General features: G+C 71.9%; 17 protein-coding genes. 16 read left to right on the forward strand and 1 reads right to left on the reverse strand.

Annotated features, from left to right (window positions below; all coding sequences use genetic code 11):
* The 16 genes from AC1MIR_RS11380 to AC1MIR_RS11455 form a co-directional block, all read left to right on the forward strand.
* A partial coding sequence (locus AC1MIR_RS11380) for a sensor histidine kinase (RefSeq protein WP_480028270.1) occupies window positions 1-1571 on the forward strand: 1571 nt, incomplete at its 5' end.
* Between the two features lie 25 nt (window positions 1572-1596).
* Window positions 1597-3027: a metalloprotease TldD gene (gene tldD, locus AC1MIR_RS11385; protein ID WP_480028271.1), complete on the forward strand. Its 1431-nt coding sequence runs from the start codon at window positions 1597-1599 to the stop codon at window positions 3025-3027.
* Between the two features lie 115 nt (window positions 3028-3142).
* On the forward strand, window positions 3143-4423 hold the full coding sequence (locus AC1MIR_RS11390; RefSeq protein WP_480028272.1) for an ABC transporter substrate-binding protein: 1281 nt from the start codon (window positions 3143-3145) through the stop codon (window positions 4421-4423).
* Window positions 4424-4482: 59 nt separating this feature from the next.
* Entirely contained in the window at window positions 4483-5364 is an 882-nt protein-coding gene (locus tag AC1MIR_RS11395) for a carbohydrate ABC transporter permease (RefSeq protein ID WP_480028273.1), read from the forward strand.
* A gap of 1 nt (window position 5365) precedes the next feature.
* Window positions 5366-6205 carry a carbohydrate ABC transporter permease gene (locus tag AC1MIR_RS11400; RefSeq protein WP_480028274.1) on the forward strand — a complete coding sequence of 280 codons (840 nt, stop codon included), beginning with the start codon at window positions 5366-5368 and terminating at the stop codon, window positions 6203-6205.
* Window positions 6206-6282: 77 nt separating this feature from the next.
* Window positions 6283-7458 carry a pyridoxal-phosphate-dependent aminotransferase family protein gene (locus AC1MIR_RS11405; protein ID WP_480028275.1) on the forward strand — a complete coding sequence of 392 codons (1176 nt, stop codon included), beginning with the start codon at window positions 6283-6285 and terminating at the stop codon, window positions 7456-7458.
* A gap of 7 nt (window positions 7459-7465) precedes the next feature.
* Window positions 7466-8476, forward strand: coding sequence for a LysR family transcriptional regulator (locus AC1MIR_RS11410; protein WP_480028276.1), 1011 nt, complete (start codon window positions 7466-7468; stop codon window positions 8474-8476).
* A 43-nt stretch (window positions 8477-8519) separates the two neighbouring features.
* Complete coding sequence (locus tag AC1MIR_RS11415; RefSeq protein ID WP_480028277.1) at window positions 8520-9467, forward strand: catechol 2,3-dioxygenase; 948 nt, start codon at window positions 8520-8522, stop codon at window positions 9465-9467.
* Window positions 9468-9473: 6 nt separating this feature from the next.
* Entirely contained in the window at window positions 9474-10193 is a 720-nt protein-coding gene (locus AC1MIR_RS11420) for a PIG-L deacetylase family protein (protein ID WP_480028278.1), read from the forward strand.
* Window positions 10190-11008: an alpha/beta fold hydrolase gene (locus AC1MIR_RS11425; RefSeq protein ID WP_480028279.1), complete on the forward strand. Its 819-nt coding sequence runs from the start codon at window positions 10190-10192 to the stop codon at window positions 11006-11008. Before AC1MIR_RS11420 ends, AC1MIR_RS11425 begins: the two co-directional genes overlap by 4 nt.
* On the forward strand, window positions 11005-11688 hold the full coding sequence (locus AC1MIR_RS11430; RefSeq protein ID WP_480028280.1) for a 4-carboxy-4-hydroxy-2-oxoadipate aldolase/oxaloacetate decarboxylase: 684 nt from the start codon (window positions 11005-11007) through the stop codon (window positions 11686-11688). The genes AC1MIR_RS11425 and AC1MIR_RS11430 overlap by 4 nt, the downstream gene beginning before the upstream one ends.
* Window positions 11681-12544, forward strand: a complete 864-nt coding sequence (locus tag AC1MIR_RS11435) for an ABC transporter substrate-binding protein (protein ID WP_480028281.1) — start codon at window positions 11681-11683, stop codon at window positions 12542-12544. Before AC1MIR_RS11430 ends, AC1MIR_RS11435 begins: the two co-directional genes overlap by 8 nt.
* A 24-nt stretch (window positions 12545-12568) precedes the next feature.
* Window positions 12569-13555, forward strand: a complete 987-nt coding sequence (locus AC1MIR_RS11440) for a Bug family tripartite tricarboxylate transporter substrate binding protein (RefSeq protein WP_480028282.1) — start codon at window positions 12569-12571, stop codon at window positions 13553-13555.
* 25 nt (window positions 13556-13580) lie between these two features.
* Window positions 13581-14546 carry an MBL fold metallo-hydrolase gene (locus AC1MIR_RS11445; RefSeq protein ID WP_480028283.1) on the forward strand — a complete coding sequence of 322 codons (966 nt, stop codon included), beginning with the start codon at window positions 13581-13583 and terminating at the stop codon, window positions 14544-14546.
* A 150-nt stretch (window positions 14547-14696) separates the two neighbouring features.
* Window positions 14697-15578, forward strand: coding sequence for a Bug family tripartite tricarboxylate transporter substrate binding protein (locus AC1MIR_RS11450; protein ID WP_480028284.1), 882 nt, complete (start codon window positions 14697-14699; stop codon window positions 15576-15578).
* A 2-nt stretch (window positions 15579-15580) separates the two neighbouring features.
* Window positions 15581-16468 carry an amidohydrolase family protein gene (locus AC1MIR_RS11455; RefSeq protein ID WP_480028285.1) on the forward strand — a complete coding sequence of 296 codons (888 nt, stop codon included), beginning with the start codon at window positions 15581-15583 and terminating at the stop codon, window positions 16466-16468.
* Window positions 16469-16499: 31 nt separating this feature from the next.
* Here AC1MIR_RS11455 and AC1MIR_RS11460 read toward each other — a convergent pair whose 3' ends face one another.
* Window positions 16500-17453, reverse strand: coding sequence for an ABC transporter substrate-binding protein (locus AC1MIR_RS11460; RefSeq protein WP_480028286.1), 954 nt, complete (start codon window positions 17451-17453; stop codon window positions 16500-16502).
* Between the last annotated feature and the right edge of the window lie 73 nt (window positions 17454-17526).

Below are 17526 nucleotides of genomic sequence, written 5' to 3' on the forward strand. Positions count from 1 at the left end.
CGCCCCGCGGGGTGGGGGGGTGCGGGGTGGCGCCCCCCGACCCCGGCGCGCTCCCGCCGGCCGTGGCGGCGGCGGGGCGCCGCGCCGCGCTGCTGGACGGGATCCTGGCCGCGCTGCCGCACGGGGTCTGCGTCTATGGCCCCGACCAGCGCGTCGCGATGCTGAACGAGGCCTATGGCCGCATCATGGAGGGCTCGCCGCTGGCGCTCGGCGAGCACATCGAGGACGTCGCCGCGCGCCGCATCGCGGAGGGCGAGTTCAGCGCCGCCTACGCCGCCGACGTGCTGGTGAATCCCTTCGGCCCGAACGGCGAGCCCGGCGAGCGCCTGCGGCGCCGGCCGAACGGGACCGCCATCTCGATCCGTGCCGCGCCGCTGCCCGATGGCGGCCACATCTCGGTCGTCACCGACGTCACCGCGCTGCATGCGGCGCAGCAGGAGCTGCGCCAGCGCGCCGCGCTGCAGGAGGCGATGCTCGGCACGATCCGCCACGGCATCATCCTCTACGGCCCGGACCGGCGGCTGCTGGCGACCAATGCCAAGACCGCGGAGCTCACCGGCATGCCGCGCGAGCGGCTGCTGCCCGGCCGCAGCCTGGACGAATTGCTGGACGAGCAGGTGGCGCGCGGCCAGGTGACGGCGGAGCAGGCGGCGCGCATGAAGGCGTACGACCGCAGCCTTCCCCTGCGCTACGGCCGCGACAAGCCGGACGGGCGCGTGATCGACACCGTCTCCGAGCCGACGCCGGATGGCGGCTTCGTCATCACCTACAGCGACGTGACCGAGGAGCGCATCATCCGCGCCGAGCTCGAGCGCGCCCGGGCGCTGGCGGAGGCGGCTTCCGAGGCGAAGACGCGCTTCCTCGCCACGATGAGCCACGAGCTGCGCACGCCGCTGAATGTCGTGATCGGCCTGTCCGAGGCGCTCGGGCGGGAGAAGGACCAGTCGCGCACGCGCGAATACGCGGAGATGATCAACGAGGCCGGGCAGCACCTGCTGCAGCTGGTGGACGACATCCTGGACGTGGCGCGCAGCCAGGCCGACGCGCTGGCCGTGGCGGAGCTGCCGATCTGCTCCGCCGAGGTGATCGAGAGCGCGCTGTCCGCGGCGACGGCGATGGCGAAGACGCGGGGTCTTCGCCTGCATGCCGAACTCGGCGAGGGGCTGCCGGCGCTGCGCGGCGATGCGCGGCGGTTGCGCCAGGTGCTCGACAAGCTGCTCTCCAACGCGCTGAAGTTCACGCCCACGGGCGGCAGCATCACCGTCTCCGCCGCGCTGGAGGCCGGTGGGCTGGTGATCCGCGTGGCGGACACCGGCATCGGCATCCCGCCCGAGGAGCGGGACCGGATGTTCGAGCCCTTCACGCAACTCGACAATTCGCTCTCGCGGCAGTTCCCGGGCTCCGGCCTCGGCCTGCATCTGGCACGGACGCTGACCATCGCGCTCGGCGGCGCGCTCAGCCTGGAGCAGCCGCCGGGGCCGGGCACGGTCGCGGTGCTGCGCTTCCCGCCCGACCGCCTGCTCCCCATATCCGAAGACCTGCCCGCGACGGCCGGCGCGCTGCCGGGCTGATCCCTTCCTGCGTAAGGACCACGACGTGACCGACGCGCTCGCCGCCACCGACACGCTGTTCTTCTCCACCCTCGACCGCGCCGCCGCCGAGCGGCTGACCGCGGAGGCCGCGCGCGGCGCCGAGGACGGGGAGCTGTTCCTGGAACATCGGGAGAGCGAGGCGATCAGCCTGGAGGATGGCCGCATCCGCAGCGCCTCCTTCGACGCGACGCGCGGCTTCGGCCTGCGCAGCGTGGCGGGCGAGGCGGCGGGCTACGCGCATGCGGCCGAGCTGTCCGAAGCCGCGCTGGCGCGCGCGGCGGAGACGGTGAAGGCCGTGGCCGCGGGGCATTCCGGCACGCTGGACGTCGCGCCGCGCAGCACCAACCGCCAGCTCTATTCCGAGCTGAACCCGCTGAGCGCGATGGGCTTCGCCGCCAAGACCGCGCTGCTGCAGGAGATCGACGCCTATGCCCGCGCGAAGGACAGCCGCGTGAAGCAGGTGATGGCGTCCATCACCGGCGAGTGGCAGGCGGTGCAGATCCTGCGCCCCGACGGCCGGCGCGTGGCCGATCTGCGCCCGCTGGTGCGGATGAATGTCGCGGTGGTGGTGGAGGCGAACGGGCGGCGGGAGACCGGCAGCTTCGGCACCGGCGGGCGCTTCGCCTATGACCGCGTGCTGAACGAGGCCAGCTGGAAGGGCGCGGTGGACGAGGCGCTGCGCCAGGCGCTGGTCAATCTCGACAGCGTGCCCGCGCCGGCCGGCGAGATGGAGGTGGTGCTCGGCCCCGGCTGGCCCGGCATCCTGCTGCACGAGGCGATCGGCCACGGGCTGGAAGGCGACTTCAACCGCAAGAAGACCAGCGCCTTCGCCGGGCTGCTCGGGCAGCGCATCGCCTCGCCCGGCGTGACGGTGGTGGATGACGGCACCATCCCCGATCGCCGCGGCAGCATCACCGTGGATGACGAGGGCACGCCCTCGGGCCGCACCGTGCTGATCGAGGATGGCGTGCTCGTCGGCTTCCTGCAGGACCGGCAGAACGCACGGCTGATGGGCGTGCAGCCCACCGGCAACGGACGCCGCCAGAGCCATGCGCATATCCCGATGCCGCGCATGACCAACACCGTGATGCTCGGCGGCGCGCATGCGCCTGCGGAGATTCTCTCCAGCGTGAAGCGCGGCATCTACGCCCTGAACTTCGGCGGCGGGCAGGTGGACATCACCTCCGGGAAATTCGTGTTCAGCGCGAGCGAAGCCTATCTGATCGAGAACGGAAAACTCGGCGCGCCGGTGAAGGGCGCGACGCTGATCGGCAACGGGCCGGATGCGCTGACCAAGGTCGCGATGGTCGGCAACGACATGGGGCTCGATCCCGGCATCGGCACCTGCGGCAAGCAGGGCCAGGGCGTGCCGGTGGGCGTGGGCCAGCCCACGCTGAAGATGACCGGGCTCACCATCGGCGGCACCGCGATGTAGTGCGCCGCCGCACGGTCACGACTTCGTGCGCGGCGGGCCGCTTCCGCTGCGCAAGCGTTTCCTCTCGCGCGCGCCAGGGCCATCTTCCGTGCGGCGACAGGGAGGAACGAAGGGCATGCGTCGAGGCGTTGCGGCTTCTCTTGTCTTCTGCACGATGGCCGCCTTCGGCGTGCTGTCCCCGCAGCGCGCCGCGGCGCAGGTCACGATCTCGATCTCCTGCAGCGCGCTCGGCATCGAGGCGCGGCTCTGCCGCGAAGGCGCGGAGGAATGGGCGCGGCGCAGCGGCAACCAGGTGCGCCTGGTCTCCACGCCGAACAGCGGCACGGAGCGGCTGGCGCTGTACCAGCAGCTGCTCGCCGCGCGCTCGCCCGACATCGACGTGTTCCAGGTGGACGTGGTCTGGCCCGGCATCCTGGCGAGCCATCTGCTCGATCTCTCCGGCCGGATCGACGTGTCCGGCCATTTCGCGGAGGTGGTGCGGAACAACACGGTGGACGGCCGGCTGGTGGCGGTCCCGTGGTTCGTGAACGCCGGCATCCTCTATTATCGCCGCGACCTGCTGGAGGCGGCGAACCGGCCGGTGCCCGAGACGTGGCAGGCGCTGACCGAGACGGCGCGCGTGGTGATGCAGGCCGAGCGTGCGCGCGGCAACGAGCGGATGTGGGGCCATGTGTTCCAGGGCCGCGCCTATGAGGGGCTGACGGTCAACGGCATCGAATGGCTGGCCAGCCACGATGCCGGCCGCATCGTGGAGGCGGACGGCAAGGTCTCGGTGGACAATCCGCGCGCGGTGCAGGCGCTCGCGCTGGCGCGGTCCTGGATCGGCACGATCACGCCGCTCGGCGTGCTGAACTACGCCGAGGAGGAATCGCGCGGCGTCTTCCAGTCGGGCAACGCGGTCTTCATGCGCAACTGGCCCTATGCCTGGCCGCTGCTCAACGCGGAGGACAGCCCGGTGCGCGGCAAGGTCGGCGTCGCGGTGCTGCCGCGCGGCGATGTCCCGGGCGGCGTGCATGCGGCGGGGCTCGGCGGCGAGCAGCTTGCCGTCTCGCGCTACACGCGGCACCCCGATGAGGCGGTGGACCTGGTGCGCCACCTGACCGGCCAGGCCGAGCAGAAGCGCCGGGCGATCGCCGGCGGCTTCACGCCGAGCATCGTCGCGCTCTATGCCGATGAGGAGGTGCTGGCGCCCAATCCCTTCTTCCGCGACATGGTGCAGACGCTGCGCAGCGCGGTGGCGCGCCCCTCCGGCGTGACGGGCGCGCGCTACAACCGCGTCTCCGCCGAATTCGCCGCGTCCGTCCATGGCGTGCTGGCCGGGCAGGCGGAGCCCGACGCGGCGCTGGCGGCGCTTGCGCGCAGCCTCGAGCGGATCGGCCGGGCCGGCCGCTGGTGAGCGCCGCGGCGCGCGCGGCGCCCGCGCCCGCGCCGCGCATCCGTGCCGGGATCTCCGGGATGCAGCGGCGCCGGCGGCGCACCGCCTGGCTGTTCCTGGCGCCGATGCTGCTGGTGCTGGCGCTGGTCGCCGGCTGGCCGCTGTTGCGCACGCTCTATTTCGCCTTCACCGATGCGACGCTGTTCGAGATCGCCGACCACGACGTGGTCGGCCTGCTCAACTTCGAGATCCTGGCGAGCGACCCGGACTGGTGGCGCGCGGTGCGCAACACGCTGGTCTTCGCCACCGTCTCGGTGACGCTGGAGACGCTGCTCGGCCTGGTGATCGCGCTGACGCTCAATGCGCGGCTGCGCGGGCGCGGGCCGCTGCGCGCGGCGATGCTGATCCCCTGGGCGATCCCGACCGTCGTCTCGGCGCAGATGTGGGGCTGGATGCTGCATGACCAGTACGGCGTGATCAACGAGGTGCTGCTCGCGCTCGGCCTCATCGCCACGCCCTTGGCCTGGGTGGCCGATCCCGCGCTCGCGCTGTGGTCGGTGGTGGCGGTGGATGTGTGGAAGACCACGCCCTTCATGGCGCTGCTGATCCTCGCCGCGCTGCAGATGGTGCCGCGCGACATCTACGAGGCGGCGCGGATCGACGGGCTCGGCCCGGTCGGCATCTTCTTCCGCATCACCCTGCCGCTGATCCGCCCGGCGCTGATGGTCGCGGTGCTGTTCCGCGCGCTGGACGCGCTGCGCGTCTTCGACCTGATGTATGTGCTGACCGGCAACAGCCCCGCCACCGCGTCCATGTCGGTCTATGCGCGCCAGCAGCTGGTGGATTTCCAGGATGTCGGCATGGGCTCGGCCGCCGCCGCCTTCCTGGTGCTGGTCGTCGCCGCCTGCGCCGCGCTGATCATCGTCGCCGGGCGCGTGCGCTTCGAGACGGCGAGCGGCTGAGATGCGGCGGAACCTGCGCCGCGCCGCCGCGCGCATCGGCCTTGCGCTGCTGGTCGCGGCGATCGTGCTCTACACGGTCTTTCCCTTCTACTGGGCGATCGTGTCCTCGCTGAAGGGCGGGCAGGCGCTGTTCGGCACCGCGCTCTGGCCGCGCGATCCGCAATGGAGCAACTACGCCGAGCTGTTCCGCCAGCAGCCCTTCGGCCGCAACATCCTGAACTCGGTCTTCGTCGCGGGATCGGTCGTCGGCGTCTCGCTGGCGCTGGCGGCGGGCGCGGCCTATGCGCTCGGGCGCATCCGCTTCCGCGGCCGCGTGCCGCTGCTGATGGTGATCCTCTCCGTCTCGATGTTCCCGCAGGTGGCGGTGCTGTCGGGCATGTTCGAGCTGATCCGCTTCCTCGGCCTCTACAACACCCTGCTGGGGCTGACGCTGAGCTACCTGATCTTCACCCTGCCCTTCACGGTCTGGGTGCTGACCACCTTCATGCGCGAGCTGCCGCAGGAGCTGGAGGAGGCGGCGATGGTGGACGGCGCCACGCCCTTCGCCATCGTCACCCGCGTGTTCCTGCCGCTGATGGCGCCGGCGATGGCCACCGCCGGGCTGCTGGCCTTCATCGCGGCCTGGAACGAGTTCCTCTTCGCGCTGACCTTCACCCTGACCAACGAGATGCGCACGGTGCCGGTGGCGATCGCGCTGATCAGCGGCGCTTCCGCCTTCGAGCTGCCCTGGGGGCGGATCATGGCGGCCTCGGTCATCGTGACGGTGCCGCTCATCCTGCTGGTGCTGGTGTTCCAGCGGCGGATCGTGGAAGGCTTGACCGCGGGCGCCGTCAAGGGCTGACCCGGCTTCCCTTTTGCCCGGTTTGCGGAGACAACTCCGCGACGGGCCGTCACCCCGACGGGCCGAGGGAAACGCCCATGACGCCGCGTGGCCGCCACTTCTTCGCCAATCCGGGACCGACCAACATCCCGGACAGCATCCAGCACGCCGTGGCCCACCACACGGTGGACTTCAACGGCCCGGATTTCCTGGCGATCTACGATGCCTGCATCGCCGGGCTGAAGCGGGTGCTGCGGACGGAGCAGCACCTGTTCATGTACACCGGTTCCGGCCACGCCGCCTGGGAAGCCACCCTGGCCAACCTGCTCTCGCCCGGCGACCGCATCCTGGTGATCGAGACCGGGCATTTCTCCGAATCCTGGGGCCGCATGGCCACCGATCTCGGCCTGGAGGTGGAGACGCTGCCGGCCGATTGGCGGCGCGGCGTGGATTATGCCGCGCTGCGCGCGGCGCTGGCCGCCGATGGCGCGCATCGCCTGAAGGCGGTCTGCGCCGTCCACAACGAGACCTCCACCGGCATGACGCTCGACCTGCCGCGCATCCGCGCCCTGCTGGACGAGACGAAGCATCCCGCGCTGTTCCTGGTGGACACGATCTCCTCCCTCGGCTCGCTCGAGTACCGGCATGACGCCTGGGGCGTGGATGCGGCGGTGGGCGGCAGCCAGAAGGGGCTGATGCTGCCGGTGGGCTTCAGCTTCACCGCCGTCTCCGAGAAGGGGATGCGGGCGCATGAATCCTCACGCCTGCCGAAGCACTATTTCCACTGGAGCCGCATGCTGGAACGCCGGCACCGCAGCTTCATCGGCACCGTGCCCATCGCGCTGTTCTACGGCCTGCAGGAGGCGCTGCGCCTGATCGAGGAGGAGGGGCTCGACAACGTCATCGCCCGCCACCATCGCCTGGCGGAAGCGGTGCGCCGCTGCGTGCGGCACTGGTCCGGCAACAACGGGCCGCAGATCTTCTGCCTGTCGCCGGAGCGGCTCTCCGATTCCGTCACCTCCATCCTGGTGCCGGAGGGCGCGGATGCGGAGGCGCTGCGGCGCCGCGTGGGCCGGATGAACGTCGCGCTCGGCGGCGGACTCGGCCGGCTCGGCGGCAAGGTCTTCCGGATCGGCCATCTCGGCGACCTGAACGAGCCGATGATTTTGGGCATCCTCGGCGCCACGGAGATCGGGCTGCGGCTGGAAGGCATGCCGCACGCGCCGGGCGGCGTGGACGCGGCGATGGCCTGGCTGGCGGAGACCGCCGGCTGAGCGCGGCATGCCGCGGCGCTATCTCGACCAGCGCCTGAAGCTGCCGCTGCTGCGCGTCGCCGACGCGCTGGAGGCGCATGGCAGCCTGCTGAAGGCGGCCTCGGCGCTCGGCCTCGGCCAGCCGGCGCTGACGCGCAGCCTGCAGGAACTCGAGGAGATCGCCGGCACGCGGCTGTTCGACCGCCACCCGCGCGGCGTGCGGCCGACGCAGGAGGGCATGGTCATGGTGCGCGCGGCGCGGCGCGTGCTGGCGGAGCTTCGCCGCGCCGACGAGGAGCTGGACGCGGTCGGCAGCGCGGAAGGCGGCAGCGTCGCGATCGGCGTGCTGCCGGTCGCCGCGGTCGGCGTGCTGCCGGGCGCGCTGATCCGGCTGAAGCAGCGCCATCCCGCCATCCAGGTCCGCCTGCAGCAGGGCCGCACGGAGGAATTGCTGGCGCTGCTGGCGGCGCGGGAGGTGGAGATGGTCGTCGGCCGGCTCTACGCGCCGCCGCTGCCGGACGGCTTCCTGCGCGAGGCGCTGTGGGAGGAGCCGATCTCCATCCTCGCCCGCGCCGACCATCCGATCCTGGCGCGCGAAGGCCCGGTGACGAAGGAGGCGCTGCGCCGCCACGACCTGGTGCTGCCCACCGTGACGCAGCGTGTCGGGCAGGAGATCGAGCAGCTTCTCTCGCTGCTCGGCCTGATGCCCGCGGCGCCGATGCGCTCCTCCTCCTACGGGTTCATCCGGGAGATGCTGCTGGCGACGGACTGCCTTTCCGTCATGCCGCGGCTGATGATGGCGGGCGACCTGCTGCGCGGCGCGCTGCGCGTGGTGCCGCTGCCCATCCCGGCGCCGGCGCGGCCCGCGGGGCTGATCCTGCCGCCGGACGCCAAGCCCTCCGCCGCCGCGGCCGCCTTCCTCGGCTGCCTGCGCGACCACCTGGCGGAGATTTCCGCCCGCGGGCTGGCCGATATGCCGAACAATGATACCAAGCCGGCAAGAAGCGATAGGACTCGTCGCCGCACCGGGCCTAGGTAGCGTCGCGGGACGGAGGAAACCCATGCAGGGCGACGAGCCTGTCATGGACATCGCCCATCTCGGGCATGTCGAGCTGCTGACGCCGAAACCGGAGGAAAGCCTGCGCTTCTTCCGCGACGTCATGGGCATGACGGTCAGCGGCGAGAAGGGCGACAGCGTCTTCCTGCGCGGCTGGGACGACTACGAGCGCTATTCGCTGCAACTCACCGCCTCGCACACATCGGGCCTCGGCCATGCCGCCTTCCGCACCCGCAGCGCGCAGGCGCTGGAACGCCGCCTGGCCGCGCTGCGCGCCGATGGCTGCGAGGTGACGCGAGCGGACGGGAATTTCGGACATGGGCCGGCCTGGCAGTTCCGCGACCCGGACGGCCATGTCTTCGAGCTCTACTGGGAGACGGAGTGGTACGAGGCCCCGCCCGACCGCCGCCCCGCGCTGAAGAACCAGGCGGAACGCTATCCGGCGCGCGGCGTGAATGTCCGCAGGCTCGATCACTTCAACTGCCTCGCCGTGGATGTCCGCGCCTGCCGCGAGTTTTTCATGCGCAATCTCGGCCTGCGCTGCACGGAGCGCATCGAGCTCGACAGCGGCGAGGAAGCCGGGATGTGGCTCACCTCCAACAACAAATCCTACGACTTCGCCTTCACGAAGGAGGCGCATGGCGTGGCCGGCCGCTTCCACCACGTGACCTTCGCGCTCGACAGCCGCGAGGCGATCCTGCAGGCGGCCGACACCTTCCTCGAGGCCGGCGTCTTCATCGAGACGGGGCCGCACAAGCACGCCGTGCAGCAGACCTTCTTCCTCTATGTCTGGGAACCGGGCGGCAACCGCGTGGAGGTGGCGCATGCCGGCGCGCGGCTGATCCTGGCGCCGGACTGGAAGACCATCACCTGGACCGAGACCGAGCGGAAGAAGGGCCAGGCCTGGGGCCTCAAGACCATCGAGAGTTTCCATACGCACGGCACGCCGCCGTTGCCCGACAGCAAGAGGTAGATCGAGATGCCCGCCAACACCGCGCTCGTCGTCAGCGCGCATTCCGCCGACTTCGTCTGGCGCGCCGGCGGCGCCATCGCGCTGCATGCGGCGAAGGGCTGGGAGGTGACGGTCGTGTGCCTCTCCTACGGCGAGCGCGGCGAGAGCGCGAAGCTGTGGCGCCAGCCCGGCATGACGATGGACAAGGTGAAGGCCGGCCGCGAGGCGGAGGCGAAGCGCGCGGCCGAGGTGCTCGGCGTGCACGACATCCAGTTCTGGGACCTCGGCGACTACCCGATCAACCTGACCAGCGAGGCGTTCTTCCGCCTGGTGGACGTGTTCCGCGCCATCCATCCGAAGTTCATGCTGACGCACTCCGAGAAGGACATCTACAACCACGACCATCCGGCGGTGACCGCCTGGGCGCAGAACGCGCGCATCACCGCGCAGGCGCATGGCCACAACCCGCACCAGAAGGTCTTGGGGGCCCCGCCGGTCTTCCTGTTCGAGCCGCACCAGCCCGAGCAGTGCGACTGGAAGCCCGACGTGCTGCTCGGCATCGACAGCGTGTGGGAGAAGAAGCGCGCGGCGATCGAGTGCATGGAAGGCCAGGAGCATCTCTGGGAATACTACACCCGCGTGGCGCTGCAGCGCGGTGCGCAGGCGGCGCGCAACTCCGAGAAGAAGATCACCTATGGCGAGGGCTACCAGGCGGTGTTCCCGCATGTGGTGGAGACGCTGGCGTGAGCTTCCGGGCACCTCCGCGCCGCGCCGGCTTCGTCGAGAGGCCGGACGGCGCGCGCATCGCCTATGAGGTCACGGGCGAAGGGCCGGCCATCGTCTTCGCGCATGGTCTCGGCGGCAACCTGATGTCCTGGTGGCAGCAGGTGGCGCATTTCGCACCGCGCCACACCTGCGTCGCCTTCTCGCATCGCGGCTTCTTCCCGTCCGTCGCGCCGGCGGGCGTGCCTGATCCTGCCGAATACGCCGGCGACCTGGCGGCGCTGGTGGATGCGCTGGACCTCGGCGACATCCGCATCGTCTGCCAGTCCATGGGCGGCTGGACCGGCGTGGAATACGCGCTGCTGCGGCCCGGCCGCGTGAAGGCCCTGGTGCTGGGCGCCACGATCGGCTCGCTCGATCCGCGCCAGGCGCCGGGCGGCGCGCCGACTCATGATTCGGCGGCGGCGCGCGCGGCGCTTGTCGCGCGCGGCATCAACCCCGCCGCCGGCGCGCGCATGGCGGAGGAGCAGCCGGCGCTGCACCATCTCTACAACCACATCTACGGGCTGACGCAGGGCTTCGACCGGGAGGCCGTGCGCGCGAAGCTCGGCGCGATGCGCAACCGCGCGCCGGCGAGCTTCGCCGCCGCGAAGACGCCGGTGCTGTTCCTGCCGAGCGAGGAGGATGTGGTGCTGCCCTATTCCGGCACCGCGATGGCCGCGGCCGTGCCGGGCGCACGCGCCGTGACGCTGTCGCGCGCCGGCCATTCCGGCCATTTCGAGCGCGCCGCCGAGTTCAACGCCATCGTCGAGGCCTTCTTCCGAGAGGTCGGCGCATGAGTGTCGTCAGGCGCAATCCCCCGCGCGTGGCGCCGGAGCTTGCGGCGCGGTTCGCGCCCTATGGCGTCGCGACGATCCATGAGGCGCAGGGGCGCAAGGGGCTGCTGCAATCGCACATGCGCCCGATCTATCCGCGCGCGCGCGCCGTCGGCACGGCGGTGACGGTCTCCATCCCGCCGGCCGACAACTGGATGATCCATGTCGCGGTCGAGCAGTGCCGCGAAGGCGACATCCTGGTGGTCGCGCCGACCTCGCCCTCGGACGCCGGCTATTTCGGCGAACTGCTGGCCTGCTCGCTGGCCGCGCGCGGCGTGGTCGGCCTGGTCATCGAGGCCGGTTGCCGCGACGTCGCGGCCTTGCACGACATGAACTTCCCGGTGTGGTCGAAGGCCGTTTCCGCCCAGGGCACGGTGAAGGAGACGCTCGGCAGCGTGAATGTTCCGGTCGTCGTCGCAGGCCAGGCCATCGATCCGGGCGACCTGATCGTCGGTGACGACGACGGCGTGGTGGTGGTGAAGCGCGCGGAGGCCGAGGCGGTGCTCAAGGCCAGCGCCGCGCGCGAGGCGAAGGAGAATGCGACGCGCGCCCGCCTCAAGGCCGGCGAGCTCGGCCTCGACATCTATGGCATGCGCGAGGCGCTGGCCAGGAAGGGCCTGCGCTACGAGGACTCCGATGGCTGAGCCGGTCACGCTGCGCGCCGCCATCGGTCGCTATCCGCACACCGAAGCGATCCTGTCGGGTGCGATCGCCTCGCCGCTGGTCAGGCTCGACTGCGCGGACCTGCCGGTGCCGAGCCGCGCCTTCGCGCCGATGGTGCGGGAGGCGCGCTACGACGTCAGCGAGATGGCGATCGCCACCTTCCTGATGGCGAAGTCCTGGGGCAAGCCGCTCGTGCTGCTGCCGGTGACGCTCGCCGCGCGATTCCAGGAAGGTGCGCTGCTCTGCCGCAAGGACGGACCCGTGCAGCGGCCGGAGGACCTTGTCGGCAAGCGCGTGGGCGTGCGCGCCTACAGCCAGACCACCGGCCTCTGGCTGCGCGGCGTGCTGGCCGAGCGGCACGGCGTCGCCGCGGATGCCGTGCGCTGGGTGACCTTCGAGGACGCGCATGTCGCCGAGTATCGCGACCCGCCCTTCGTGGAGCGCGCGCCGAAGGGGTCGGATCTGCTCGCCATGCTGAAGGGCGGCGAGATCGACGCCGCCATCTTCGGCAACGACCTGCCGGACGACCCGGCGCTGCGTACCGTCTTCGCCGACGTCGCCGCGGCCGGCGCCGCCTTTCGGGCGCAGCACGGCTTCGTGCCGGTCAACCACCTGGTCTGCGTTCGGCAGCAGCTTGCGGAGACGCGGCCCGATGCCGTGGCAGAGGTCGCGCGCCTGTTCCGTGCCGCGACCGCCGGCAGCGCCCTGCCGCAGGGGCGCGACGCGCTGGATCCGGCCATCGCGCTCGCCATCCGCTACTGCACGGAACAGGGCCTGCTGCAGCGCCCGCTGACGGTGGACGCGGCCTGGGCCGGGCTGCCGCCGGGCATCGCCTGACGCGGCAAGGGAGGACAACCCATCATGCACCCCATCACCCGCCGCGCCACGCTGCTCGGTCTCGCCACCGGCGGCCTCGCGCTGCCGCGCTTCGCGCAGGCCCAGGCGCCCTGGCCGAGCCGGCCGGTGCGCGTCGTCGTGCCCTTCACGCCGGGCGGCAGCACGGACATCCTGGCGCGCGCGCTGTCCACCGAACTGCAGGACGCGCTCGGCCAGCCCTTCGTGGTGGAGAACCGCGCGGGCGCCGGCGGCACGCTGGGGTCCGAGGTCGTCGCCCGCGCCGCGCCGGACGGCCACACGATCATGATGGGGCATATCGGCACGCTGGCGGTGAACCCCTCGCTCTACCGCAACCTCAGCTTCGACACCGTCACCTCCTTCCAGCCGATCGTGCTGGTGGCGATCGTGCCGAACATCCTGGTGGTGAACCCGCGCAAGGTGCAGGCGAGCGGCGTGCAGGAGCTGATCGCGCTGGCGAAGCGCGATCCGCGCGGCCTCACCTATGGCTCGGGCGGCAACGGCTCGGCCGCGCATATCGCCGCGGTCGCCTTCAGCGACGCCGCGGGCATCGAGATGACGCATGTGCCCTATCGCGGCACCGGGCCGATGATGACGGACCTGATCGCCGGCACCATCGACCTGACGATGACCGGCGGCCCGCCCGCCCTGCCGCCGGTGCGCGCGGGGCAGTTGCGGGCGCTCGGGATCTCCTCGCTGCAGCGGCTGTCGAGCGCGCCCGAGATCCCGACCATCGCGGAGCAGGGCGTGCCGGGCTTCGACGCGACGCAATGGTACGGCCTGGTCGCTCCGGCGGGCACGCCGCGGACGATCGTGGATCGCCTGAATGCGGAAAGCGCGCGTATCCTGCGCGGCGACAAGCTGCGCGCGCGGCTCGAGGCGGAGGGCGCCGATCCGGCCCCCGGCACGCCGGAGCAGTTCCGCGCGCTGATCGTCGCGGAGCGCGAGCGCTGGGGCGCGCTGATCAGACGTGCCAATGTGCGCGCCGACTGAACCTGACACAGGGAGGAGAAGGATCATGAGCATCGTCACACGCCGGGCCGCCGGCCTTGCCGGCGCCGCCGGCCTGCTGGGCGCGGCGCTTCCCGCCGCGGCGCAGACGCCGGCGCCAGCGCCGGCGCCGCTGGTGAACCCTGGCTTCCACCGCTCGCGGCTCGGCGGCTTCACCGTCACCACGCTGTTCGACGGCACCGCGCGGCTGAACCTCGACGGCTTCGTGCTGAACGCACCGCTGGCCGAGGTGCAGGCGACGCTGGCCGAGAGCTTCCTGCCCACCACGCACTACATCACGCCCTACACGGTGACGGTGGTGGACACCGGCCGCACGCTGGTGATGTTCGACGCCGGCACCGGCGGCCAGCTTTCGCCGATGGCCGGCCAACTCGCCGCCAACATGCAGGCGGCGGGGATCGACCCGGCGCGCATCGGCCTGGTCGTCTTCACGCATTTCCACGGCGACCACATCACCGGCCTGACCACGCGCGAGAATGTCGCGGTCTTCCCGAATGCGGAGATCGTGGTGCCGGCCGCGGAGTGGCGCTACTGGACGGACGGCAGCAACGAGGGCGCGGCGCCGCAGCGGCAGAAGCCGAACTTCGCCAATACGCAGCGCCGCTTCGGCCCCTATGCCGGGCGAATCCGCCAGGTGGAGGACGGGCAGGAGGCCGCGCCGGGCATCCGCGCCGTTGCCGCGCATGGCCATTCGCCGGGGCATACCTGCTGGCTGGTGGCGGACGGCGCCGAGCAGTTGATGGTGCTGGGCGACATCACCCACCGGCCCGAGCTTTTCGCGCGCCGGCCCGACATGCATGTGATGTTCGACTTCGATCCGGCCGCCGCGGCGGCGACGCGCCGGCGGATGCTGGACCGCGTGGCCGCCGACCGCATCCGCGTGACCGGCTATCACTTCCCCTTCCCCGCCCAGGGCTTCATCGCGCGCGATGGCCAGGGCTTCCGCTTCGTCGCCGCGGACTGGACCGCATGAGCATGACCCGCATCACCCGTCGCGGCCCCCGGGGCGCCGCGCGGTACGCGCCCCCCCGCGGCGCCGCCCCGCCCGCCCGGCAACCCCGGCGGCGCGGGGCCCCTGTCCGCGCCCGCGCTCGGCGCGCGCGCGCAGACCTTCAACCGGCCCGTGCGCATCGTCGTGCCCTTCGGCACCGGCGGCGTCGCGGACCTGACCGCGCGCGCGGTGGCGCAGCAGATCGCGCCGCTGCAGGGCCAGCCGGTGGTGGTGGAGAACCGGCCGGGCGCCGGCGGCATCGTGGCGATGCAGGCGCTGGCCGGCGCGCCGGCGGACGGCCACACGCTGATGGTCGCGAGCAACGGCACCGCGATCAGCGCCAGCCTGTTCCGCAACCTGCCGCTCGATCCGCTGAAGGATCTCGCGCCCATCATCACCATGGGCGCCTTCCCGATCGCCGTGGTGGTGAAGCCGGATTCGCCGCTCCGCGGCATCGGCGACCTGGTGGCGCGGATGAAGGCCGAGCCCGGCAAGCTGAACATCGGCACCATCACGCGTGGCAGCACGCAGAACCTCTCGGCGGAGCTGTTCAAGATCCGCACCGGGACGCAGGCGGAGACCGTGGTGTTCCCGCAGACGCCCGCGCTCGTCACCGCGGTGCTGCGCGGCGACGTGGACGCCGCCTTCGAGATAACCGGCCCGATCTTCGGCCAGATCCAGTCCGGCGCGCTGCGCGTGCTCGGCGTCACCTCGGCCGAGCGCGCGGCGAACCTGCCCAACGTGCCGACGCTGATGGAGCAGGGCGTGCCCGACTACGACGTCGCGTCCTGGAACGCGCTGGTGGCGCGCGCCGGCACGCCGGCCGAGGCGATCGCCACGATCAACCGCGCCGTGAACGAGGCGCTGGCCAGGCCCGAGCTGCGCACCGCGCTGACCGCGGTCGGCGTGGAGCCGAAGGGCGGCACGCCGGAGCAGATGGGCGCCCTGCTCGCCGCCGACACGGCACGCTGGGCCGAGGTGATCCAGAAGGCGGGGATCGCGCAGCAGGGATGAGCATGAGCGAGCACGCCCGAAAGATTCCGACCTGCAGGGGTCCGGACCCGGACACGAAGACGCCGCGCTACCGGCCGCCGCCGGGCGCCTGCGACACGCATTGCCACATCTTCGGTCCGGGCGACGTGTTTCCTTATGCGCCGGACCGCGCCTACACGCCGCCCGACAACGGCTACGAGAACCTGGTCAGGCTGCACCGCATCCTCGGCATCTCGCGGGCCGTCATCGTGCATGCCTCCTGCCACGGCAGCGACATGCGCGTGACGCTGGACGGCATCGCGCGGTCAGGCGGGGCGATGCGCGGCGTCTGCGTGGTGGATCCCGGCGTGACCGATGTCGAGCTCGCGCGGTTGCATGCGGGCGGCATCCGCGGCGTGCGATTCAACTTCGTGAAGCATCTCGGCGGCATGCCCGACATGGACGTGTTCCGCCGCGTGCTGGCGCAGGTCGAACCCCTCGGCTGGCATGTGGTGCTGCATCTGGATGCGCAGGACATCGTGCCGCTGGCGCCGGTGATCTCCGCCATCCGCATCCCCTTCGTGATCGACCACATGGCGCGGGTGAAGGCGAAGGACGGCGTGGAGCAGCCGGCCTTCGCCCAGCTGCGGGAGCTGATGAAGAACCCGCTGGCCTGGGTGAAGATCTGCGGCGCCGAGCGCATCAGCTCCACCGGCGCGCCCTTCCGCGACGCGCTGCCCTTCATCCGCACCCTGGCCGCGGATGCGCCGGACCGGCTGCTGTGGGGCACCGACTGGCCGCATCCGAACATCGCCGGCGACATGCCGAACGACGGCGACCTGGTGGACCTGCTGGCCGAGGCGATCGCCGACGAGGCGCTGCGCCACCGCATCCTGGTGGACAACCCGACGCGGCTCTACTGGCAGGCGTGATCCGGGACGGGCGGCGCCTGCGCGTGCCCGGTCAGGCCGCGCAGGTGTCGGGGTGGAACAGCTCCTCCGGCGCGACCTCGCGCATCGCCAGGCCGTCGGCCATCGCATAGCGGCACATCGCGGCGATCTCGTCGCGGTTGCGCGCGAAGCCGTACGGCCACGGATCGCCGCCCATCATCGCGGCCTGCCGCTCGGCCTCGTAGGCGATCCAGGGCAGCGAGACGCGCAGCACGTTGGTCAGCGCCAGGTCGGCCAGCGCCATCGCCTTGGCCGCTTCGAAGGCGCGCAGCAGCGCGACGGGCAGGGTCGGGTGCGCCTCCGCCACGTCGCGGCGGATGGCGATGCAATGCATGATCGGGAAGAAGCCCGTGGCGCGGTGATAGGCTTCCTCCGCCGCGCGCGGATCGGCGAAGAGGCGCACGACGGGCGCGCTGCCGGCGACGAAGCAGGCGGGCGGGCGCGGGCCCATGAAGGCGTCGATGCGGCCTTCCGCGAGCATCGCATCCAGCGAGTCGCCCGCCGGCATGGGCCGCACGTCGTGGCCGGGCGGCAGCGCGATGGCCGTGCGCTCGCCGCCGGTGATCCAGGTCATGCCGCGCGTGTCCACGCCATGCTGCTCGCGCAGCATGCCGCGGATCCAGAGGCCGGCGGTCTGCTGGTATTCGGGCGTGCCGATGGTCCGCCCGGCCAGGTCCTCCGGCCGTGCGATGCCGCGATCGGTGCGGACATAGATCGCGTTGTGGCGGAAGCTGCGCGAGGGATAGACGGGGATGCCGATGTAGCGGCTGTCGCCGCGCGCGACCGAGAGGATGTGGCTCGACATCGAGAGCTCGGTGATGGCGTGGGCGGCGTCGCGCATGGCGATGCGGAACAGCTCTTCCGGCTCGCCCGCGACGAAGCCGAGGTCGAAGCCCTCGACCCTGACGCGGCCGTCATGGATCGGCCGGGTGCGGTCGCTGAGGGTGGAGGCGAGGGTGAGGGTCATGCGGGGTCGTCCTGTCTGGCGCTGTCGCTCGCGCCCCCACCCCGGCCCTCCCCCGCATGCGGGGGAGGGAGGG

Source organism: Falsiroseomonas sp. RANM36 (assembly GCF_056682175.1).